The 21,331-nt window shown below is 63.6% G+C and carries 19 protein-coding genes; 15 read left to right on the top strand and 4 right to left on the bottom strand.

Going from position 1 to position 21,331, the window contains the following annotated elements:
* Positions 1–63: 63 nt before the first annotated feature.
* Both ACU0B3_RS13975 and mnmD read right to left on the bottom strand, forming a co-directional pair.
* Positions 64–936: a DMT family transporter gene (locus ACU0B3_RS13975; RefSeq protein WP_446261477.1), complete on the bottom strand. Its 873-nt coding sequence runs from the start codon at positions 934–936 to the stop codon at positions 64–66.
* A gap of 7 nt (positions 937–943) precedes the next feature.
* Entirely contained in the window at positions 944–1,618 is a 675-nt protein-coding gene (mnmD, locus tag ACU0B3_RS13970) for a tRNA (5-methylaminomethyl-2-thiouridine)(34)-methyltransferase MnmD (protein ID WP_446261524.1), read from the bottom strand.
* Positions 1,619–1,658: 40 nt separating this feature from the next.
* Between mnmD and ACU0B3_RS13965 the strand changes: the two genes are divergently transcribed.
* The 9 genes from ACU0B3_RS13965 to rpoC all read left to right on the top strand — a co-directional run bounded on the left by ACU0B3_RS13965 (position 1,659) and on the right by rpoC (position 14,638).
* On the top strand, positions 1,659–2,687 hold the full coding sequence (locus ACU0B3_RS13965; RefSeq protein WP_446261476.1) for an NAD(P)/FAD-dependent oxidoreductase: 1,029 nt from the start codon (positions 1,659–1,661) through the stop codon (positions 2,685–2,687).
* Between the two features lie 159 nt (positions 2,688–2,846).
* The gene (rplK, locus tag ACU0B3_RS13960; RefSeq protein ID WP_446261475.1) at positions 2,847–3,272 is read left to right on the top strand and encodes a 50S ribosomal protein L11; all 426 of its coding nucleotides are present in this window, start codon (positions 2,847–2,849) and stop codon (positions 3,270–3,272) included.
* Position 3,273: 1 nt separating this feature from the next.
* Positions 3,274–3,975, top strand: coding sequence for a 50S ribosomal protein L1 (gene rplA / locus ACU0B3_RS13955; RefSeq protein ID WP_446261474.1), 702 nt, complete (start codon positions 3,274–3,276; stop codon positions 3,973–3,975).
* A gap of 355 nt (positions 3,976–4,330) precedes the next feature.
* Positions 4,331–4,849: a 50S ribosomal protein L10 gene (gene rplJ, locus ACU0B3_RS13950; RefSeq protein WP_446261473.1), complete on the top strand. Its 519-nt coding sequence runs from the start codon at positions 4,331–4,333 to the stop codon at positions 4,847–4,849.
* A 72-nt stretch (positions 4,850–4,921) separates the two neighbouring features.
* Positions 4,922–5,302 (top strand): 50S ribosomal protein L7/L12, encoded by a 381-nt coding sequence (gene rplL / locus ACU0B3_RS13945; RefSeq protein WP_446261472.1) that lies wholly within the window; start codon positions 4,922–4,924, stop codon positions 5,300–5,302.
* Positions 5,303–5,643: 341 nt separating this feature from the next.
* Positions 5,644–9,780 (top strand): DNA-directed RNA polymerase subunit beta, encoded by a 4,137-nt coding sequence (gene rpoB / locus ACU0B3_RS13940; RefSeq protein WP_446261471.1) that lies wholly within the window; start codon positions 5,644–5,646, stop codon positions 9,778–9,780.
* Entirely contained in the window at positions 9,777–10,133 is a 357-nt protein-coding gene (locus ACU0B3_RS13935; protein WP_446261470.1) for a hypothetical protein, read from the top strand. Before rpoB ends, ACU0B3_RS13935 begins: the two co-directional genes overlap by 4 nt.
* Positions 10,134–10,144: 11 nt before the next feature.
* Entirely contained in the window at positions 10,145–10,387 is a 243-nt protein-coding gene (locus ACU0B3_RS13930; RefSeq protein ID WP_446261469.1) for a hypothetical protein, read from the top strand.
* 9 nt (positions 10,388–10,396) lie between these two features.
* Positions 10,397–14,638: a DNA-directed RNA polymerase subunit beta' gene (gene rpoC, locus ACU0B3_RS13925; RefSeq protein ID WP_446261468.1), complete on the top strand. Its 4,242-nt coding sequence runs from the start codon at positions 10,397–10,399 to the stop codon at positions 14,636–14,638.
* Between the two features lie 130 nt (positions 14,639–14,768).
* Here rpoC and ACU0B3_RS13920 read toward each other — a convergent pair whose 3' ends face one another.
* Together ACU0B3_RS13920 and ACU0B3_RS13915 are read right to left on the bottom strand one after the other, a co-directional pair.
* Entirely contained in the window at positions 14,769–15,368 is a 600-nt protein-coding gene (locus tag ACU0B3_RS13920; protein WP_446261523.1) for a DJ-1/PfpI family protein, read from the bottom strand.
* Positions 15,369–15,373: 5 nt separating this feature from the next.
* Positions 15,374–15,811 (bottom strand): VOC family protein, encoded by a 438-nt coding sequence (locus ACU0B3_RS13915; protein WP_446261467.1) that lies wholly within the window; start codon positions 15,809–15,811, stop codon positions 15,374–15,376.
* Between the two features lie 100 nt (positions 15,812–15,911).
* Here ACU0B3_RS13915 and ACU0B3_RS13910 point away from each other — a divergent pair, with 100 nt between their 5' ends.
* From ACU0B3_RS13910 to ACU0B3_RS13885, 6 genes are all read left to right on the top strand, one after another.
* Positions 15,912–16,721, top strand: coding sequence for a glycosyltransferase (locus ACU0B3_RS13910; protein ID WP_446261466.1), 810 nt, complete (start codon positions 15,912–15,914; stop codon positions 16,719–16,721).
* Complete coding sequence (locus tag ACU0B3_RS13905; RefSeq protein ID WP_446261465.1) at positions 16,722–17,582, top strand: DMT family transporter; 861 nt, start codon at positions 16,722–16,724, stop codon at positions 17,580–17,582.
* Between the two features lie 281 nt (positions 17,583–17,863).
* A complete protein-coding gene (gene rpsL, locus ACU0B3_RS13900) occupies positions 17,864–18,235 on the top strand; it encodes a 30S ribosomal protein S12 (protein ID WP_050532627.1) in 372 nt (123 codons plus the stop codon).
* A 12-nt stretch (positions 18,236–18,247) separates the two neighbouring features.
* A complete protein-coding gene (gene rpsG, locus ACU0B3_RS13895; protein WP_446261464.1) occupies positions 18,248–18,718 on the top strand; it encodes a 30S ribosomal protein S7 in 471 nt (156 codons plus the stop codon).
* A gap of 39 nt (positions 18,719–18,757) precedes the next feature.
* Positions 18,758–20,875: an elongation factor G gene (gene fusA, locus ACU0B3_RS13890; RefSeq protein WP_446261463.1), complete on the top strand. Its 2,118-nt coding sequence runs from the start codon at positions 18,758–18,760 to the stop codon at positions 20,873–20,875.
* Between the two features lie 81 nt (positions 20,876–20,956).
* Positions 20,957–21,331: GTP-binding protein (locus tag ACU0B3_RS13885; protein WP_446259580.1), on the top strand; the 375-nt coding region annotated here is incomplete at its 3' end.

The raw sequence follows: 21,331 nt of genomic DNA, 5'->3' as shown, positions 1-21,331 counted from the left end.
GCCACCCCGCGGGACGGCGCGTGAACTAGTATAGCTTTCCGTCTTTATTGAAAGTTGCGTATTTCAACCTTTGACCTGCCGCTCTCGCCACCACGTAAAGAGTCCCGCGCCGACGATGATCGCCGCGCCGATGATCACCGCCAGACGCAGGTTCTCCGAAAAGGCGACAAGCCCGACCAACGTGGCGAATACAAGCTGGAGGTAGGCAAAGGGCTGCAAAAGGCTCGCCTCGGCCAGATCGAGCGCCTTGATCAGCAGCCAGTGTCCGCCCGCGCCGGTCAGGCACAAGAGCCCCATCCAAAGCCAGTCACCCCGCGCCATCGGCTCCCACATCCAAAGGCCGACCGGCGTCAGCGCAACCGCTCCAACGACGCCGGTATAGAAGAACGCCGTCGCCGCGCTGTCGGTCCGGTTCACCAGCCGCGTGAGCGCATTGTAAAGCGCAAAGAGCGTCGCTGCGCAGAACGGCACCAGCGACCAGCTCGAAAAGATGCCGCTACCCGGCTGCAGGATTACGAGCATCCCCACAGCGCCGAAGGCGATGGCCGCCCAGCGTTTCCAGCCGACGCTCTCGCCCAAAAGCGGGACCGAGAGGGCGGCGACAATCAGCGGGTAGGCGGCAAAGATGGCATGCGCCTCGATCAGGCCGAGCTTGGTGAAGCCGAACACCATCACGTTGATCTCGGTGGCGAGGATGAGCCCGCGCAGAACTTGCAGGCCCGGCCGCCCAGAGCGCACCACGTGCCGCAACCCGCCCGCCTGCCGGGCGGTCAGGGCGATCACGAAGAGGCCGAAAAACCAGTACCGGATCGTGACGACCATGGCCGTGTTGTAGGTCTCCGCCAGGTGCCGGGAGATCCCGTCCTGCACGGCAAAGACCATGGCCATCAGCACCATCAGCGCGATCGCGAGTTGGGGGTTCTGCGGGGCGCTCATCGGCGGATCATTTCATGGCCTGCGTCATATGGCGCTTGCGTCCGTAGCCGGGAGCGCGAGTGACGGTGAAGCCTGCGTCCGCGAGCGCCCGGCGCACGTGGCCCGCGGCGGTGTAGGTCGCGGCTGTCCCGCCCGGAGTGGTCTTGTCGCCGACGGCCTCCATCAACTCGGGCGTCCACATCTCGGGGTTCTTTGCGGGCGAAAATCCGTCCAGAAACCAGGCGTCGGCTCGCCCCTCCCATACGGGGAGTGTCTCGCGGGCATCGCCCTCGATCATCGTGAAGCGGAGGGTGTCGGTCTGGAAAGACGTTTGGCCGAGGTAAGGCGCGAGAGCCTCCGCCTGTGCAGCGAGATCTGGAAAGGCGGCGTGCGCTTGGCGCATGGTCTCAGCATCCAGCGGATGCGCCTCGAATGTGGTGAAGTGCAGCGTGCCGGGTGTGCCGAGGTCGTCCCATAGCGCCATCAGCGCCAGCAGGTTTAGGCCCGTACCAAAGCCCAGCTCCGCCACGTGAAAACCGTCCCGCAGCCGGGCGCGCAGATCGTTGCCGTCCAGAAAGACGTGCCGGGTCTCCGCCAGCCCGTCCTCGAGCGAGTAATAGGGATCGTCGAACCTCTGCGATACGGGCACCGACCCGCCCGCCGCGCGGGGGCGCCAGTCGAGCGGTTCTGGTGTCTCGGGCAAGCTCATGGCAGAGGGTTCGCGCAAACGGGAGCCGCGCGCAATGGTCGATCTGACAGTTCTGGGAGCAGGGGTGTTCGGCCTGTCGGTGGCGTGGTCTGCGGCCAAGCGTGGCGTGCGTGTGCGTGTGATCGATCCTGTCGGCGTCGCGGCGGGCGCCTCGGGCGGGATCGTCGGCGCGTTGGCGCCGCATGTGCCGGAGAATTGGAACGCCAAGAAGGCGTTTCAGTTTGAGAGCCTGCTCATGGCCGAGGGCTGGTGGGCGGAGGTTTCTGAGGCTGGCGGCGGTGATCCGGGGTACGCGCGGACGGGACGGCTCCAGCCGATCCTCGATGATCATGCCTTGGAGCTTGCCAAGGGGCGGCGCAAAAGCGCCGAAGAGCTTTGGAAGGGGAAGGCGATCTGGGAGGTGACAGATACGCCCGGAGGCTTTGCACCGAACTCACCCACAGGGCTCTGGATTTGGGATACGCTGAGCGCGCGTGTGCATCCAAAAAGGGCGTGCGAGGCTTTGGCGCAGGCGATCACCAGCAAAGGCGGGGAGATCGTGACCGATGGCCCGCATGAAGGGCCGGTCATTGACGCGCGTGGGGTGGCGGGGCTGGAGGCACTCATCCAAGAGCTTGGCCGGATCGAAGGGGCGGGTGTCAAAGGGCAGGCGGTGCTTCTCAGGCATGACGCGCGCGAGGCCCCGCAACTCTTTGTCGACGGGGTGCACATTGTGCCGCACGGGGACGGGACGGTGGCGATTGGCTCGACCTCGGAACGGGACTTCGACGATCCGCAAAGCACAGACGCACTCATCGACCCGGTGCTCGAGAAGGCGCGTGCGGCAGTGCCCACCTTACGGGACGCGCCGGAGGTCTTGCGCTGGGCGGGCGTGCGCCCTCGTTCTGCCTCCCGCGCGCCGCTGCTGGACGCGCATCCTACAAAACCAAACACATGGATCGCCAATGGCGGGTTCAAGATCGGCTTTGGCATGGCGCCTCTCTGCGGCGAAGTGCTCGCGGACCTGATCCTCGAAGGACACGACCGCATCCCGCCGGACTTTCGCCTACGCCCACTGACATAGACTCCGCTTGCAATAAAGCCGCCTCCGGTGCATACGCCGCCGGTGTCGCAATAGCGGCATCCATGTGGGAGGCGCGCGCACCGCGGTGTGCAGACCGGACCACGGCAACATCACGCAGAGGGACGCGTCCCGACGCGGTTGGAAAGGAGGGTCTGAGAGATGGCCAAGAAACTCGTCGGCAGCATGAAGCTGCAGGTGCCCGCAGGGCAAGCAAACCCAAGCCCGCCGGTCGGCCCGGCGCTGGGTCAGCGCGGCATCAACATCATGGAATTCTGCAAGGCGTTCAACGCCAAGACGCAGGACATGGAGCCCGGTGCGCCGTGCCCGACCGTGATCACCTACTACCAGGACAAGTCCTTTGAAATGGACATCAAGACGCCGCCCGCGTCTTACTACCTGCGCAAGGCGGCGAAGCTGAAATCCGGCGCGAACAACCCGGGCCGCGAAACCGTTGGCACCGTGACCGCGGCGCAGGTGAAAGAGATCGCTGAAGCGAAGATGAAGGATCTCAACGCCAACGATATCGACGCGGCGATGCAGATCATCCTGGGCTCCGCCCGCTCCATGGGCATCGAGGTGAAGTAAGATGGCAAAGCTCGGAAAACGCACCAAAGCCGCCCGCGAAGCGTTCGCTGGCAAGCACGACATCTCGGTCGAGGACGCCGTCGCGCTGGTCAAGTCCAACGCGACTGCCAAGTTCGATGAGACCGTCGAGATCGCCATGCAGCTCGGCGTCGACCCGCGCCACGCCGACCAGATGGTCCGCGGCGTTGTTGGCCTTCCGAACGGCACCGGTAAGACCGTCCGTGTGGCTGTCTTTGCTCGCGGTCCCAAGGCCGAAGAGGCTGAGGCCGCAGGCGCAGACATCGTTGGCGCCGAGGACCTGATGGAGACCATCCAGGGCGGCAAGATCGAGTTCGACCGCTGCATCGCGACCCCGGACATGATGCCCATCGTGGGCCGTCTCGGTAAGGTGCTTGGTCCCCGCAACCTGATGCCGAACCCCAAGGTCGGCACGGTGACGATGGACGTCAAACAAGCCGTCGAGGACGCCAAGGGCGGCCAGGTGCAGTTCAAGGCCGAGAAGGCCGGTGTTGTGCACGCAGGTGTCGGCAAGGCGTCGTTCGACGAAGGCAAGCTGGTCGAGAACGTGCGCGCCTTTATCGACGCGGTGGCCAAGGCCAAACCGTCGGGCGCCAAGGGCACCTACATGAAGAAGATCTCGCTGACCTCCACCATGGGTCCCGGCGTGACTATCGACGTGGCGACCGCGCTCAGCGAAGGCTGATCCGGCTTCATAGGTTTTTTGATAGGGCGGTCCACCGGGGCCGCCCTTTTTCTTTCTCCGCCGGCCGCCACGGCAGCGCCACTTTTGCCCTTGGCATTCCCGGCGAATGGTCCTAAAGAGCGCGCTGTCAGATGGCCCGGTCTTCCGGGCTGTTTGTCGTTTCGTCCGAGACGGTGGGTGGTCGCGATACGGCGGTCATAATTCCTGCCCGAGACGGGACCGAAGGTATTCTTACCGGGATCAGCTCCCGGGGCGGATTGGCTGCGGACCCGTGCGGACCCGATGTCGGGTCATTCGTGATCCGGCGAATTGAGCCGGGGGGTCGTCAAACGCCCTCCAAACCTTGGAGTGAACTGTGGATAGAGCCCAGAAAGAGAAAGTGGTCGAGGAACTCGGCCAGATCTTTGAAAGCTCTGGCGTGGTGGTCGTTGCCCACTACGAAGGTCTCACGGTTGCCGACATGCAGGACCTGCGCGCACGTGCGCGTGACGCAGACGCCGCTGTGCGTGTCGCCAAGAACAGGCTCGCCAAGATCGCCCTGGACGGCAAGCCTTGCGAATCCATCGCAAGCTACCTGACGGGCATGACCGTTCTCACCTACTCGGAAGACCCCGTGGCAGCAGCCAAGGTCGCCGAGGACTTTGCCAAGGCGAACAAAAAGTTCGACATCCTCGGCGGAGCCATGGGCGAGAATGCGTTGGACCGGGCCGGTGTCGAGGCCGTGTCGAAAATGCCGTCGCGCGAGGAGCTCATCGCTTCCATCGTCGGCTGCATCGGCGCACCTGCATCGAACATCGCCGGGGCCATTGGCGCACCTGCTTCGAACATCGCTGGCATTCTCTCGACCATCGAAGAGAAAGCCGAGGCGGCGTAAGGCAATCACGGGAGTTTCGTGGGGGTTGCAAACCTCGCGTTGGAACACATCTGATAACGGAAAGAAGTCGACATGGCTGATCTGAAGAAACTGGCAGAAGAGATCGTGGGTCTCACCCTGCTCGAAGCACAAGAACTGAAAACCATCCTCAAGGACGAGTACGGCATCGAGCCCGCAGCGGGCGGCGCAGTGATGATGGCCGGCCCGGCAGGCGACGCAGGTGGCGACGCCGCAGAGGAACAAACCGAGTTTGACGTGATCCTGAAATCGGCCGGCGCGTCGAAGATCAACGTCATCAAAGAAGTCCGCGGCATCACCGGCCTCGGCCTGAAAGAGGCCAAAGAGCTCGTCGAAGCAGGCGGCAAAGCGGTCAAAGAGCAGGTTTCGAAAGACGAAGCCGAAGAGATCAAAGGCAAGCTGGAAGCAGCTGGCGCCGAGGTCGAGCTCAAGTAATTTCGCGAGATGGGTGGCAACCACCCATCCTACGAAGGCTCCGGCCAAACGTAGGATGGGTGATGTCACCCATCTCGGCCAGAACATCGAGGCTGGGCGCGGGAAACCGGGCTCAGCCAAAAGCGTCTAAAGAGGACCTGTTCCTCAGAAGCGAACCTGTCTCAGAGAGGGCCCGGATGCCGCGACACGGCGGCGGCCAGACCCTCTCTCAGGCAAGTTCACCGGTCGGGAGGCTCCCTTGGGACGGGGGCCAGGTATGGACCGGTCTTGTCCTCTCGATAGGGGATGTGCGCTGCGGCCCGGCGGCGGCACATGCCTCGTAGAGAAAGGTGCGCGTCCGCATGGCACAAACATTCCTTGGTCAGAAACGTCTCCGCAAGTACTTCGGCAAGATCCGCGAAGTGCTCGAGATGCCGAACCTCATCGAGGTGCAGAAATCGTCCTACGATCTCTTCCTCAAGTCCGGCGACCAGCTCCAGCCGATGGACGGCGAGGGCATCAAAGGTGTGTTCCAGTCGGTCTTCCCGATCAAGGATTTCAACGAGACCGCGATCCTCGAGTTCGTCTCCTACGAGCTCGAAAAGCCGAAATACGACGTCGAGGAGTGCCAGCAGCGCGACATGACCTACAGCGCACCGCTCAAGGTGACGCTGCGCCTCATCGTATTTGATGTGGACGAGGACACCGGCGCCAAGTCGGTCAAGGACATCAAGGAACAGGACGTCTTCATGGGTGACATGCCCCTGATGACCCCGAACGGCACCTTCGTGGTGAACGGCACCGAGCGCGTCATCGTCTCCCAGATGCACCGTAGCCCGGGCGTGTTCTTCGACCACGACAAGGGCAAGACGCACAGCTCGGGCAAGCTGCTCTTCGCCTGCCGGATCATTCCCTACCGCGGGTCCTGGCTGGACTTCGAGTTCGACGCCAAGGACACCGTGTTTGCGCGGATCGACCGCCGCCGGAAACTTCCGGTCACGACCCTGCTCTACGCGCTGGGTCTCGACCAGGAAGACATCATGGACGCCTATTACGAGACCGTGACCTACACCCAGCGCAAGGGTGAGGGCTGGGTTACCCAGTTCTTCCCCGAGCGCGTGCGCGGCACCCGCCCGACCTTTGACCTGGTGGACGCAGACAGCGGCGAAGTCATCGCCGAGGCTGGCAAGAAAGTGACCCCCCGCGCGGTGAAAAAGATCATCGACGAGGGCAAGATCACCGAGCTGCTCGTGCCGTTTGACCAGATCGTCGGCAAGTTCGTCGCCAAGGACATCATCAACGAAGAGACCGGCGCCATCTACGCCGAGGCGGGCGACGAGCTCACCTGGGAGGTCGACAAGGACGGCGACGTCACCGGCGGCATCCTCAAGGACCTGATGGACGCGGGCGTGACCGAGATCCCCGTGCTCGACATCGACAACGTCAACGTCGGCCCTTACATGCGCAACACCATGGCGGCGGACAAGAACATGAACCGCGACACCGCGCTCATGGACATCTACCGCGTGATGCGCCCGGGCGAGCCGCCCACCGTGGACGCGGCCTCCGCACTCTTTGACACGCTCTTTTTCGACAGCGAACGCTACGACCTCTCCGCCGTCGGCCGTGTCAAGATGAACATGCGCCTCGCCCTCGACAAGGAAGACACCCAGCGCACGCTCGACCGCGAAGACATCGTCAAGTGCATCAAGGCGCTTGTCGATCTGCGCGACGGCAAAGGCGACATCGACGACATCGACCACCTCGGCAACCGCCGGGTGCGCTCGGTCGGCGAGCTGATGGAGAACCAGTACCGTGTCGGCCTTCTGCGGATGGAGCGCGCGATCAAGGAGCGCATGTCGTCGGTCGAGATCGACACCGTCATGCCGCAGGACCTGATCAACGCCAAACCGGCGGCGGCTGCCGTGCGCGAATTCTTCGGCTCCTCGCAGCTGTCGCAGTTCATGGACCAGACCAACCCGCTTTCGGAGGTGACGCACAAACGCCGCCTCTCGGCGCTTGGCCCCGGCGGTCTAACGCGTGAACGCGCGGGCTTCGAGGTGCGCGACGTGCACCCGACGCACTATGGCCGGATGTGCCCGATCGAAACGCCGGAAGGTCCCAACATCGGCCTGATCAACTCGCTCGCCACCTTCGCGCGGGTGAACAAGTACGGCTTCATCGAAACGCCCTATCGGATCGTCAAGGACGGTCAGGTGACAGACGAAGTCCACTACATGTCCGCCACCGAAGAGATGCGGCACACCGTGGCGCAGGCGAACGCCAATCTCGACGAGACCGGCAAGTTCGTGAACGACCTCGTCTCGACCCGCCAGAACGGTGACTACACGCTGGCGCCGAACGAGAACGTGGACCTGATCGACGTCTCGCCGAAACAGCTGGTGTCGGTCGCCGCTTCGCTCATCCCGTTCCTCGAGAACGATGACGCGAACCGCGCTCTGATGGGCTCGAACATGCAACGTCAGGCCGTGCCGACGCTCCGCTCCGAGGCGCCGCTGGTCGGCACCGGGATCGAGGGTGTCGTGGCGCGCGACTCGGGCGCGGCCATCATGGCCAAGCGCGCCGGCATCATCGACCAGGTGGACGCCACCCGGATCGTGATCCGCGCCACCGCCGACCTCGAGGTGGGCGACCCGGGCGTCGACATCTACCGTCTGCGCAAGTTCCAGCGCTCGAACCAGAACACCTGCATCAACCAGCGTCCGCTGGTCGTCGTGGGCCAGGAGGTCGGCAAGGGCGAGGTCATCGCGGACGGTCCCTCCACGGACATGGGTGAGCTGGCGCTCGGCAAGAACGTCGTCGTCGCCTTCATGCCCTGGAACGGCTACAACTACGAGGACTCGATCCTGATCTCCGAGCGCATCGCGCGTGACGACGTCTTCACCTCGGTCCACATCGAGGAATTCGAAGTCGCCGCCCGCGACACCAAGCTCGGGCCCGAAGAGATCACCCGCGACATCCCCAATGTCGGCGAGGAGGCGCTGCGCAACCTCGACGAGGCGGGCATCGTCTATATCGGCGCCGACGTGGAGCCGGGCGACATCCTCGTGGGCAAGATCACTCCGAAGGGCGAATCGCCGATGACGCCGGAGGAGAAACTCCTGCGCGCCATCTTCGGTGAGAAAGCCTCGGACGTGCGCGACACGTCGCTCCGCGTGAAACCGGGCGACTTCGGCACCGTGGTCGAGGTCCGCGTCTTCAACCGCCACGGCGTCGAGAAAGACGAGCGGGCGCTGCAGATCGAGCGCGAAGAGGTCGAAAGCCTCGCCCGCGACCGTGACGACGAGCTCGCCATCCTCGACCGCAACATCTACGCGCGCCTGCGCACCCACATCCTCGGTAAAGTCGCGGTGAAGGGTCCCAAGGGCGTCAAGTCCAACTCCGAAGTGACCGAGGACCTCCTTGACACGCTCCCGCGTGGCCAGTGGTGGCAGCTCGCGCTCAAGGAAGAGGCGGACGCGCAGATCGTCGAGGCACTCAACGAGCAGTACGAGGCGCAGAAACGCGCCCTCGATGCACGGTTCGAGGACAAGGTCGAGAAGGTCCGCCGCGGCGACGACCTTCCCCCGGGCGTGATGAAGATGGTCAAGGTCTTCATCGCGGTGAAGCGCAAGCTGCAGCCGGGCGACAAGATGGCCGGCCGTCACGGCAACAAAGGCGTCATCTCCAAGGTGGTCCCGATGGAGGACATGCCCTTCCTCGAGGACGGCACGCCGGTCGACTTCTGCCTCAACCCGCTGGGCGTGCCGTCGCGCATGAACGTCGGGCAGATTCTCGAGACCCACATGGGCTGGGCGTCGCGCGGTCTGGGCATCCAGATCGACGAGGCTCTGGGCGAGTACCGCCGCTCGGGTGATCTCACCCCGGTGCGCGAAGCGCTGCGGATCGCCTATGGCGACGAGGTCTACGACGAGGGCTTTGCCCCGATGGAGGAAGACCAGCTGGTCGAGGCGGCCTCGACCGTCACTCATGGTGTGCCGATCGCGACCCCGGTCTTCGACGGGGCGAAAGAGGCGGACGTGAACGACGCGCTGGTGCGTGCGGGCTTTAGCGAAAGCGGCCAGTCGATCCTCTTTGACGGTCGTACCGGCGAGCAGTTCTCGCGGCCGGTGACTGTGGGCGTCAAGTACCTGCTCAAGTTGCACCACCTGGTGGACGACAAGATCCACGCGCGTTCGACCGGGCCCTACAGCCTCGTCACCCAGCAACCCTTGGGCGGTAAGGCGCAGTTCGGCGGTCAGCGTTTCGGGGAGATGGAGGTCTGGGCCCTCGAAGCCTACGGCGCCGCCTACACCCTGCAGGAGATGCTGACGGTCAAGTCCGACGACGTCGCGGGCCGGACCAAGGTCTACGAAAGCATCGTCAAGGGCGAAGACAACTTTGAGGCCGGTGTGCCAGAATCGTTCAACGTCCTCGTCAAAGAGGTGCGCGGCCTGGGCCTCAACATGGAGCTGCTTGACGCCGAGGTGGACGAATGAGGGCGCTTGGCGTTCTGACGATCGCCGGGCTGGCGCTGGCCGGCTGTGTGCCCACCGAGGGGGCGGTGCAAGACCCGCCCGCCGAGGCAGCCGCGCCCGCGCCCGTACTGACACCCGACCCGACCGGCATCCAGGTGCCGGCCCTCGTGGATTGCAGCGTCGGCGCCATCGGCCTCTTTGGCGATTGCGAGGACACGTCGCGGGCGGTCTGCGCAGGGGCGGGCCTCACCATGGCGCGCTTTGACAAGATCGACCCGGAAAACCCCGGCGTGGCCGGCTACAAGACCGAAAACGCATCCATCGTGGAAAGCGGCGCTCCAGTCTCCGCCACCCACCGTGTGATCTGCGCTTAGGAGGCCTGGGTATGGACGATGAGACAAGAAAGCTGTTTGGAGACGTGATCTCTCGCCTCGATGCGATTGTCACGCGCCTCGACGAGCAAGATCAGAGCCACGACCGCCTGATGGGCAAAGTGGACCGTCTGTCCGTCAAGGTCGACCAGCTCTCCGTCCTCGCCCGCGCCGGCGAAGAAGCCATGACATCGCTCGACGCGCTCTCGCGCCGCGTCGCCAAGCTTGAAGCCGCACAGCGCGGCAAAGATCAGTAGGAGTTCCCCATGAACCAGGAACTGACAAACAACCCGTTCAACCCGCTCACGCCGACCAAGGTGTTTGACGAGATCAAGGTCTCGCTCGCCTCGCCCGAGCGGATCCTGTCGTGGTCGTTCGGGGAGATCAAAAAGCCCGAGACGATCAACTACCGGACGTTCAAGCCCGAGCGGGACGGCCTCTTTTGCGCGCGCATATTTGGCCCGATCAAGGACTACGAGTGTCTCTGCGGCAAATATAAACGCATGAAGTACCGCGGCGTCGTCTGCGAGAAATGCGGCGTCGAGGTCACCCTGCAAAAGGTGCGCCGCGAGCGCATGGGCCACATCGAGCTGGCCGCGCCCTGCGCGCACATCTGGTTCCTCAAGTCGCTGCCGTCGCGCATCGGCCTGATGCTGGACATGACGCTGCGCGATCTCGAGCGTGTGCTCTATTTCGAGAACTACGTGGTGATCGAGCCGGGCCTGACGGACCTCACCTACGGTCAGATGCTGACCGAGGAAGAGTTCATGGACGCGCAGGACGCCTACGGCATGGATGCGTTTACGGCCAACATCGGCGCCGAAGCGATCCGCGAGATGCTGGCGGCGATCGACCTGGAATCCGAAGCCGAGACGCTGCGCGCGGACCTGGCCGAGGCGACGGGCGAGCTGAAACCGAAAAAGATCATCAAACGCCTCAAGGTTGTCGAAGCCTTCCTCGAGTCGGGCAACCGCCCGGAGTGGATGGTGATGACCGTCGTGCCGGTGATCCCGCCGGAACTGCGCCCGCTGGTGCCGCTCGATGGTGGTCGCTTTGCGACGTCGGACCTCAACGATCTCTACCGCCGCGTGATCAACCGGAACAACCGCCTGAAGCGGCTCATCGAGCTGCGCGCGCCCGACATCATCGTGCGGAACGAGAAGCGGATGCTGCAGGAATCCGTGGACGCCCTCTTTGACAACGGCCGCCGCGGCCGCGTCATCACCGGCGCCAACAAACGTCCGCTCAAATCGCTCTCGGACATGCTCAAGGGCAAGCAGGGCCGCTTCCGTCAGAACCTTCTGGGTAAGCGCGTCGACTTCTCGGGCCGTTCGGTGATCGTGACCGGTCCCGAGCTCAAGCTGCACCAATGCGGTCTGCCGAAGAAGATGGCGCTCGAGCTCTTCAAGCCGTTCATCTACTCGCGGCTCGAGGCGAAGGGTCTGTCTTCGACCGTCAAGCAAGCCAAGAAGCTGGTGGAAAAAGAGCGCCCGGAGGTCTGGGATATCCTCGACGAGGTGATCCGCGAACACCCGGTCATGCTCAACCGTGCGCCGACTCTGCACCGTCTCGGCATTCAGGCGTTCGAGCCGGTGCTGATCGAAGGCAAGGCAATCCAGCTGCACCCGCTTGTCTGTTCGGCCTTCAACGCCGACTTTGACGGTGACCAGATGGCCGTGCACGTGCCGCTCTCGCTCGAAGCACAGCTCGAAGCGCGCGTCTTGATGATGTCGACGAACAACGTGCTGTCGCCCGCCAACGGCGCGCCGATCATCGTGCCGTCGCAGGACATGATCCTGGGCCTCTACTACGTCACCATCGCGCGCGACGGGATGAAGGGCGAGGGCATGGTCTTCTCCTCGGTCGAGGAAGTGCAGCACGCACTCGACTCAGGCGCCGTGCACCTGCACGCCAAGATCAAGGCGCGCCTGCCGCAGATCGACGCCGAGGGGAACGAGGTCCACGAGATCTTTGAAACCACCCCGGGCCGGATCAAACTCGGCGCGATGATGCCGCAGAACAACAAGGCACCGTTTGCCCTGGTGAACCGCCTTCTGCGGAAGAAAGACGTGCAGAACGTGATCGACACCGTCTACCGCTACTGCGGCCAAAAGGAGTCGGTGATCTTCTGCGACCAGATCATGACGATGGGCTTCCGCGAAGCGTTCAAGGCTGGCATCTCGTTCGGCAAGAACGACATGGTCATCCCCGACGACAAGTGGGGGATCGTCGATGACACGCGCGAGCAAGTGAAGGACTTTGAACAGCAGTACATGGACGGCCTGATCACCCAGGGCGAAAAGTACAACAAAGTTGTCGACGCCTGGTCCAAGTGTAACGACAAGGTCACCGACGCGATGATGTCCACGATCTCGGCGGCGCAGACCGACGAGAACGGCGCAGAAGCAGAGCCGAACAGCGTCTACATGATGGCGCACTCCGGCGCCCGTGGCTCGGTCACGCAGATGAAGCAGCTCGGCGGGATGCGCGGCCTTATGGCCAAGCCGAACGGCGACATCATCGAGACGCCGATCATCTCGAACTTTAAAGAAGGTCTGACCGTGCTCGAGTACTTCAACTCGACCCACGGCGCGCGGAAGGGTCTGTCGGACACCGCTCTCAAGACGGCGAACTCGGGCTACCTGACCCGCCGTCTGGTGGACGTGGCGCAGGACTGCATCGTGCGCATGGCCGATTGCGGCACCGAACAGGCGATCATGGCGCAGGCCGCCGTGAACGACGGTGAGGTGGTCGCATCGCTTGGCGAGCGCGTGCTGGGCCGTGTTGCGGCGGACGACGTCATGGTGCCGGGCACCGAGGACGTTCTCTGCGCCAAGGGCACGCTCATCGACGAGCGCATGGCCGACGCCATCGAAGAGGCGGGCGTGCAGCAAATGCGCATCCGCTCGCCGCTCACCTGTGAGGCCGAAGAGGGCGTCTGCGCCATGTGCTACGGCCGGGATCTGGCACGCGGTACGCTGGTGAACCAGGGTGAAGCGGTCGGCATCATCGCGGCGCAATCCATCGGCGAGCCGGGCACGCAGCTGACGATGCGGACCTTCCACATCGGCGGCGTGGCGCAAGGTGGCCAGCAGTCGTTCCTGGAATCGAGCCAAGAGGGCAAGATCGCCTTCGAGAACACCAACGTGCTCGAGAACGCGAACGGCGACATCCTCGTGATGGGGCGCAACATGAAGCTGCGCATCGTCGACGAGCATGGCGGGGAGCGGGCGAGCCACAAGCTCGACTACGGCTCCAAGCTCTTCGTCAAGGATGGGCAGGCCATCGAGCGGGGCGAAAAGCTCTTTGAGTGGGACCCCTACACCCTGCCGATCCTGGCCGAAAAAGACGGGACCGCGAAGTACGTGGACCTCGTCGCTGGTGTGGCCGTGCGCGAAGAGACCGACGATGCGACGGGCATGACCCAGAAGATCGTCTCCGACTGGCGCGCCGCGCCCAAAGGCAACGAGCTCAAGCCGGAAGTCATTCTGGTCGGTGCGGACGGGGAGCCGGTGCGCAACGCCGCCGACAACCCGATCACCTACCCGATGTCGGTGGACGCGATCCTCTCGGTCGAAGACGGCCAGGAGATCAAGGCCGGTGACGTCGTCGCGCGTATCCCGCGTGAAGGCGCCAAGACCAAGGACATCACCGGGGGTCTGCCGCGTGTCGCCGAACTCTTCGAGGCGCGTCGTCCCAAGGACCACGCGATCATCGCCGAGATCGACGGCTACGTGCGGTTCGGGCGCGACTACAAGAACAAGCGCCGCATCGCGATCGACCCGTCGGACGAGTCGATGGAGCCCGTCGAGTACATGGTGCCCAAGGGCAAGCACATCCCGGTGCAGGAAGGCGACTTCGTGCAGAAGGGCGACTACATCATGGACGGCAACCCGGCCCCGCACGACATCCTTTCGATCATGGGGATCGAGGCTCTGGCCAACTACATGATCGACGAGGTGCAGGACGTCTACCGGCTGCAGGGCGTGAAGATCAACGACAAGCACGTCGAGGTGATCGTCCGGCAGATGCTCCAGAAGTGGGAGATCCAGGACTCCGGCGAGACCACGCTCCTCAAGGGCGAGCACGTGGACAAGGCCGAGTTCGATGCGGCCAACGAAAAGGCGATTGCCCGTGGCAAGCGTCCGGCACAAGGCGAGCCGATCCTTCTGGGGATCACCAAGGCGTCGCTGCAGACCCGGTCGTTTATCTCGGCGGCGTCCTTCCAGGAGACCACGCGCGTCCTCACCGAGGCTTCGGTGCAGGGCAAGAAAGACAAGCTCGTGGGCCTCAAGGAGAACGTCATCGTGGGCCGCCTGATCCCGGCGGGCACCGGCGGGGCGACGCAGAAGGCGCGCCGCATCGCGCAAGACCGCGACAACGTCGTGATCGAAGCGCGCCGCGAGGAGGCCGAAGCGGCCGCAGCCCTGGCAGCACCGATGGACGACATCGTGGGCGGCGACGCCTTCGACATCGGCATCGTCGACACGCCGGAAAGCCGCGACTGAGCTTGAGCGGGATGGGTGAAATCACCCATCCTACAAAAGTGCGACACAGGTAGGATGGGTGCTCGCACCCATCCCGACAAAAAGACCCCGCACGTTTGTGCGGGGTCTTTTGCTTTAAGAAGTTATTTCGTCAGCCGAGCCCAGCAGCCTTAGCAAAGGGATCGTGATCCGGGTCGCTGTTCCAAAGGTATTCATTGCCTTCGGCCATCTCCTCCGCAGCGGCGCGTCCAAAGAGGTCCTTCGCCACGCCAAGCGCCATATCCATGCCCGCCGAAACCGCGGATGATGTGTAGAACTTGCCGTCCCGCACCCAGCGCGCTTCCTTTACCCACGTGACATTCGGCGCCAAAGGCACTGTCGCCATGAAGTCGAGCTTGTTGGTTGTGGCGCGCCGTCCATCGAGGACACCCGACATGCCGAGCAGAATGGTCCCGGTGCAGACCGCCAGCACCCGTTCCGCTTGATCCGCGACGTCCCTCACCCATTGCATGAGCGCGGGGTCCTTTGCCGCATCCAGCGCGGAATCCCCGCCGGGGATGAAGAGGAGGTCATAGTCTGTCCGCTCCGCCAGACTGCAATCCGGGACAATATGCTGGCCATGCCGGCTGGGCACCGGCTCCTTGTCCATCGCCACCGTGGTCACCATAATCTCGTCCCGAAACCCGCCGAGCATCTCGATGGGACCAAAGAAATCGAGCGTCTGAAATCGCGGGAAGACCAGCGCCGCCATATGCCTCACAGCGCGCCCTCCTTTGGTGGCGTCACCTGCTGGTGCACCTCGATCACGTTGCCTTCGGGGTCCTGGAAGAACACCTGGTGCCATTCGGCGGCAAAGGCCGTGCCGTAGTCGGAGTAGGGGATGCCTGCAGCATCGAGCGTGGCGAGCACTTCGGCGAGGTCATCCGTGCGAAAGGCGATATGCCCCTTGGCGACCGGGTTGATGACCTGACCGTTCTTGAACGCCACGTCGAAGTCGCGTTCGGCGAGGTGAAACTGCATGCCGCCGTCGGTGGCGAACCGGATGTTGCCGTCAAACCCCTTCCCATCCGCCGCGGGTGTGCGGGGGAATTGCGAGATGGGGATGTCGTCGAGACCCAGCACTTCGGTATAGAAGCGGTGCAGCCGTTCGACGTCTTCGGCGACGTAGTTGATGTGGTGAAATTCGAGCTTCATCCTGCAACGCTAGCGCACCACTCGCGGCTTGCCCATCACCCACGGGCTTGATTGCCGCCCCGCGCTCGGTCACATCTGGGCAAAACGAGAGGGCAGGGCGGTGAGCCACACGATCCAGGTCCAGGGACTGATCCGCTTTTCGGTGCTGACCGAGGATTACTACGCGGACAAGTTCGACAGCATCGACAAGATCGCGGCGCATATCTTTGCGCCCGAGCGGATGGAGCGGCGGTTTCACCTCTTTGAAAAGCTCTGCCTGCCGTCGCTCATGCGTCAGACCGACATGGACTTTCGCCTCGGCGTGATCACCTCGACGCATTTGCCGGGGGATCAGCTGGAACGGCTGCTGAGCATCACCGCGCCGCATGACAACGTAGTGCTCTTTCCCGAAGAGCCGGCCAAGCAGTACAAACTGCTCCGCCGGTCTTATGCGCGGCTGAGGGACGAGCGGTTCAGCCACTCGCTGAGCTTTCGGATCGACGATGACGATGCGGTGGATACGGACTTCATCGCGCGGATCAAGCGGCAGGCGTCAGGACTTTTGCAAGTCGCGGACCCGGCCTCACGCACGATGATCGCGCACAATTACGGTTTTTACATCGACATGAACACGGACGGTCCCAACCGCGTGTTCGATGCCAAGGAGCGGATGCCGCTCTCTGTCGGATCGGCGCTCCTCAGTCCGATGGCGGACCCGGGCCTGCCCTACGCCTACAACCACCGCAAGTTCGCGCAGCACTATAATGTCTACAGCGACATCGACACGCCGGCCTTCCTGCGCACGCTGCACCCCGACAACAAGTCCGATCCGGCGCAGCTGGGGCTGATCGACAAGATGAAGCCCGGCCGGGTGGATCGCCTGATCCGCGACCACTTCGGGGTCGAGGTCAGCGACCTGCAGGCGCTCTGAATGTCGCCCAACGCGCGCGGGGCGCTGATGATGATGGCCTCCATGCTGTCGTTCACGCTGAACGATGTGTGCGTGAAGGCGACGGGCGGGGAGGTGCCGCTCTTTCAGATGATCTTCTTAAGGGGACTTGGCACAACGCTCCTGATCGGCGCCTTTTGCGCCTGGATGGGCGTCTTGTCGCCCCGGCTGGGGCGCCGCGATTGGACACTCCTATCGGTGCGGGTGGCGTCCGAGCTGTTGATCGTGTGCGCCTTTCTTACCGCGCTGCTCAACATGCCGATCGCGAATGTAACAGCGGTTTTGCAGGCGCTCCCGTTGCTGATCGCCTTTGCCGGAGCGGTGATCTTCAAGGAGCGCGTCGGGTGGCGCCGGATCACGGCAATCCTCGTGGGGTTTGTCGGTGTGCTGCTCATCATCCGTCCGGGCACGGCGGATTTCACGATCTACACGGTCTACGCGCTGATCGCGGCAGGCGGAGTGGTCGTGCGCGATCTGGTGACCCGGCCCATGTCGGACGATGTGCCGTCGATGTTCGTCGCCTTTACCACCGCCATCGGGATCACCATCGGCTGCGGCCTCCTCAGCCTTTTCGAGCCGTGGGAGGCGGTCAGCTCCGTCAACGCCCTGCGCATCACCGGCTCGGCCATTGCGATCATCGGCGGATACCTCTTCAGCGTGCTCGCGATCCGCTCGGGCGAGCTGTCGTTCACGGCGCTTTTCCGGTACACCGGCATCCTCTGGGCGCTGCTTTTGGGATGGCTCGTCTTTGCCGAGTGGCCGGATGAGCTGACCCTCGTGGGCGTGGTACTGGTGGTCGCGGCAGGGGTGTTCACGCTCCTGCGCGAACGGCAAGCGCGTTGACCGCTCAAGGCCCCGTGGGGCGCTGTTGACAAGGATTCCGACTCCCCCTATACGCCGCTCATCTCGCGGGCGGGGAAGTTCCGTCTTGCGACAATCAGACCTGTAGTGGCCACGATCCGGGCCTTGGCCCCGATCCTCTGACACCCCACCGCGGCGATCCTTTCCAGAGGATGGCGACGCGGTGTTTGCGCTTTGCAGACGTGTGAGGCGCGTAACGAACAAGAAACCCGCGCACCTCATGTGCGCAGACACATGAGCGCGAAACGGGAGCAAGAGCCCATATGCCCACGATCCAGCAGCTGATCCGCAAGCCGCGGCAGCCCAAAGTCAAACGGTCCAAGTCGATGCACCTCAAGGAGTGCCCGCAAAAGCGGGGCGTCTGCACGCGCGTCTACACGACCACCCCGAAAAAGCCGAACTCGGCCATGCGCCGCGTCGCCAAGGTGCGTCTCACCAACGGCTTTGAGGTCATCAGCTACATCCCCGGCGAGGGCCACAACCTGCAAGAGCACTCGGTTGTGCTCATCCGCGGCGGCCGCGTCAAAGACCTTCCGGGCGTGCGCTATCACGTGCTGCGCGGTGTCCTCGACACGCAAGGCGTCAAGGACCGCAAGCAACGCCGTTCGAAATACGGCGCCAAGCGTCCCAAGTAAGAGGAAGATCAGATGTCGCGTCGTCACGCCGCCGAGAAACGTGAAGTCCTGCCCGACGCCAAGTATGGCGACAAGGTCCTCACCAAGTTCATGAACAACCTGATGCTCGACGGGAAGAAATCCGTCGCAGAGCGTATCGTCTACGGCGCGCTCGACCGCATCGAGGCCAAGGTGAAGCGCGCGCCGGTGGAAATCTTCCACGAAGCGCTCGACAACATCAAACCGGCCGTCGAAGTCCGCTCGCGCCGCGTTGGTGGTGCCACCTACCAGGTCCCCGTCGAAGTGCGCACCGAGCGCCGCGAGGCCCTGGCGATCCGCTGGCTCATCACCGCCAGCCGCAACCGCAACGAGAACACGATGGAAGAGCGCCTCGCAGGTGAGCTTCTCGACGCCGTGAACTCCCGCGGGAGCGCCGTGAAAAAGCGCGAAGACACCCACAAGATGGCGGACGCCAACAAGGCGTTCTCGCACTACCGCTGGTAACCCAGCGCACCCCGACACAGGCACTCAGGAGCAGCCCCGATGGCACGCGACTATCCTCTCGACCGCTACCGCAACTTTGGGATCATGGCCCATATCGACGCCGGCAAGACCACTTGCTCGGAGCGGATCCTGTATTACACCGGCAAGTCCCACAACATCGGTGAGGTGCACGACGGCGCCGCCACCATGGACTGGATGGAGCAGGAGCAGGAGCGCGGCATTACCATCACCTCGGCTGCGACCACCACCTTTTGGGAGCGCACCGAGGACGGTCAGACCGCCGATACGCCCAAGCACCGCCTGAACATCATCGACACGCCCGGCCACGTCGACTTCACCATCGAAGTCGAGCGTTCGCTCGCGGTGCTCGACGGTGCCGTCTGTGTGCTTGACGCCAACGCAGGTGTCGAGCCGCAGACCGAAACCGTGTGGCGCCAGGCTGACCGCTACAAGGTTCCGCGCATGGTGTTCGTCAACAAGATGGACAAGATCGGCGCAGACTTCTTCAACTGTGTCGAAATGATCGAAGACCGCACCGGCGCCCGCGCCGTGCCCGTCGGTATCCCGATCGGCGCGGAGAGCGAGCTCGAAGGTCTGATCGACCTTGTCACCATGGAAGAGTGGCTCTGGCAGGGTGAAGACCTTGGCGCGTCCTGGGTCAAGGCACCCATCCGCGACAGCCTCGCCGACATGGCCGCCGAATGGCGCGAGAAGATGGTCGAAGCCGCCGTCGAGCAAGACGACGACGCGATGGAAGCCTACCTCGAAGGCGAAGAGCCGGACGTTGCCACCATGCGCAAGCTGCTCCGCAAGGGCACGCTCTCGATGGCGTTTGTCCCGGTCCTCGGTGGCTCGGCGTTCAAGAACAAAGGCGTGCAACCGCTCCTCAACGCTGTGATCGACTACCTGCCCAGCCCGCTGGACGTGGTCGACTACATGGGCTTTGCCCCTGGCGACGAGACCGAAGAGCGTAACATCGCCCGCCGCGCGGACGACGACATGGCCTTCTCCGGCCTGGCGTTCAAAATCATGAACGACCCGTTTGTGGGCTCGCTGACGTTCACCCGCATCTACTCGGGCAAGATGAACAAAGGCGACACCGTCCTCAACTCGACCAAGGGAAAGAAAGAGCGCATCGGCCGCATGATGATGATGCACTCCAACAACCGCGAAGAGATCGAAGAGGCATTTGCCGGCGACATCATCGCGCTTGCGGGTCTCAAGGACACCACGACCGGTGACACGCTCTGCGACCAGAAAGAGCCGGTGGTTCTCGAAACGATGACCTTCCCCGATCCGGTGATCGAGATTGCCGTCGAGCCGAAGACCAAGAACGACCAGGAGAAGATGTCCCAGGGTCTGCAGCGTCTTGCAGCCGAAGATCCGTCATTCCGCGTCGAGACCGACCTCGAGTCCGGTCAGACCATCATGAAGGGCATGGGCGAACTTCACCTCGACATCCTCGTCGACCGCCTCAAGCGGGAGTTCAAGGTCGAGGCGAACATCGGCGCGCCACAGGTGGCCTACCGCGAGACAATCGGTCACGAGGTCGAGCACACCTACACCCACAAGAAACAATCGGGTGGTTCGGGTCAGTTCGCCGAGGTCAAGATGATCATCACCCCAACCGAGCCGGGCGAAGGCTACTCCTTCGAGAGCCGCATCGTCGGTGGCGCGGTGCCGAAGGAATACATCCCCGGCGTCGAAAAGGGCATCCAGTCGGTCATGGACTCCGGTCCGCTGGCAGGCTTCCCGGTGATCGACTTCAAGGTGGCCCTGATCGACGGCAAGTTCCACGATGTGGACTCCAGCGTTCTGGCCTTCGAAATCGCCGCCCGCATGGGCATGCGCGAGGGCATGAAGAAAGCCGGCGCCAAGCTGCTTGAACCGATTATGAAGGTCGAAGTGATCTCGCCGGAAGAGTATACCGGCAACGTGATCGGCGACCTCACCTCCCGCCGTGGGCAGGTGACGGGCCAAGAGCCGCGCGGCAACGCCATCGCGATCAACGCCTTCGTGCCGCTGGCCAATATGTTCGGCTACATCAACAACCTGCGCTCGATGTCCTCGGGCCGCGCGCAGTTCACGATGCAGTTCGACCACTACGACCCGGTCCCGCAGAACATCTCTGACGAGATCCAGGCGAAATACGCGTGAGCAAAGCGAGCGTCCCGGACCTGATCCGGGACCTCAAAGACACTTGGCGGAGCGCCCGCCGGACGACTAAAGGAGGCCATCATGGCGAAGGAAAAGTTTGAGCGGTCGAAACCGCACTGCAACATTGGCACGATTGGTCACGTTGACCACGGCAAGACGACGCTGACGGCGGCGATCACGAAGCAGTTTGGCGACTTCAAGGCGTATGACGAGATTGACGGTGCGCCGGAGGAGAAGGCACGCGGGATCACGATCTCGACGGCGCACGTGGAATATGAGACCGACAACCGCCACTACGCGCACGTCGACTGCCCGGGCCACGCCGACTACGTCAAGAACATGATCACGGGTGCGGCGCAGATGGACGGCGCGATCCTGGTGGTGAACGCGGCCGACGGCCCGATGCCGCAGACGCGCGAGCACATCCTGCTCGGCCGTCAGGTCGGCATCCCGGCG

The sequence above is a fragment of the Pseudaestuariivita sp. genome (assembly GCF_052825805.1).
Note: the sequence above shows the minus strand (reverse complement) of the source record. Positions and strands in the feature narration are given on the sequence as shown.

Bases quoted from the DNA above. Each gene is read 5' to 3' on its own strand.
- ACU0B3_RS13975 (WP_446261477.1), bottom strand. From the start codon at position 936: ATGAGCGCCCCGCAGAACCCCCAACTCGCGATCGCGCTGATGGTGCTG.
- ACU0B3_RS13965 (WP_446261476.1), top strand. From the start codon at position 1,659: ATGGTCGATCTGACAGTTCTGGGAGCAGGGGTGTTCGGCCTGTCGGTG.
- rplK (WP_446261475.1), top strand. From the start codon at position 2,847: ATGGCCAAGAAACTCGTCGGCAGCATGAAGCTGCAGGTGCCCGCAGGG.
- rplA (WP_446261474.1), top strand. From the start codon at position 3,274: ATGGCAAAGCTCGGAAAACGCACCAAAGCCGCCCGCGAAGCGTTCGCT.
- rplL (WP_446261472.1), top strand. From the start codon at position 4,922: ATGGCTGATCTGAAGAAACTGGCAGAAGAGATCGTGGGTCTCACCCTG.
- rpoB (WP_446261471.1), top strand. From the start codon at position 5,644: ATGGCACAAACATTCCTTGGTCAGAAACGTCTCCGCAAGTACTTCGGC.
- ACU0B3_RS13935 (WP_446261470.1), top strand. From the start codon at position 9,777: ATGAGGGCGCTTGGCGTTCTGACGATCGCCGGGCTGGCGCTGGCCGGC.
- ACU0B3_RS13930 (WP_446261469.1), top strand. From the start codon at position 10,145: ATGGACGATGAGACAAGAAAGCTGTTTGGAGACGTGATCTCTCGCCTC.
- rpoC (WP_446261468.1), top strand. From the start codon at position 10,397: ATGAACCAGGAACTGACAAACAACCCGTTCAACCCGCTCACGCCGACC.
- ACU0B3_RS13920 (WP_446261523.1), bottom strand. From the start codon at position 15,368: ATGGCGGCGCTGGTCTTCCCGCGATTTCAGACGCTCGATTTCTTTGGT.
- ACU0B3_RS13915 (WP_446261467.1), bottom strand. From the start codon at position 15,811: ATGAAGCTCGAATTTCACCACATCAACTACGTCGCCGAAGACGTCGAA.
- ACU0B3_RS13905 (WP_446261465.1), top strand. From the start codon at position 16,722: ATGTCGCCCAACGCGCGCGGGGCGCTGATGATGATGGCCTCCATGCTG.
- rpsL (WP_050532627.1), top strand. From the start codon at position 17,864: ATGCCCACGATCCAGCAGCTGATCCGCAAGCCGCGGCAGCCCAAAGTC.
- rpsG (WP_446261464.1), top strand. From the start codon at position 18,248: ATGTCGCGTCGTCACGCCGCCGAGAAACGTGAAGTCCTGCCCGACGCC.
- fusA (WP_446261463.1), top strand. From the start codon at position 18,758: ATGGCACGCGACTATCCTCTCGACCGCTACCGCAACTTTGGGATCATG.